1 protein-coding gene is annotated in these 220 nt (G+C 46.4%); it reads right to left on the bottom strand.

Annotated elements, in window-relative coordinates; genetic code table 11:
- The coding region (locus LRL21_RS47540; RefSeq protein WP_240422273.1) for a hypothetical protein at nucleotides 1-220 on the bottom strand (220 nt) is incomplete at both ends.

The raw sequence follows: 220 nt of genomic DNA, 5'->3' as shown, positions 1-220 counted from the left end.
TCGTTCCCATTTCTGATGTTGCGGTACTCATCGTGGTTCCACTTGCATCCGCGAAGCTAAGGGCAAATACTACTTTACTGTTGATTAATTCTGGAATCTGCATCATCGCCTGGAATGTATAGGGCTTGTTCCCCTCTATCGCCACATTTTGAAATAAATATGACCTTCCCCCCTCTGGAATCGTCGCTACGCTGATTTTCTGGGCCTTTGATCCTGAGGT

This window comes from Paenibacillus periandrae, assembly GCF_022458865.1.
Taxonomy (GTDB): Bacteria; Bacillota; Bacilli; order Paenibacillales; family NBRC-103111; genus Paenibacillus_S; species Paenibacillus_S periandrae.
Note: the sequence above shows the minus strand (reverse complement) of the source record. Positions and strands in the feature narration are given on the sequence as shown.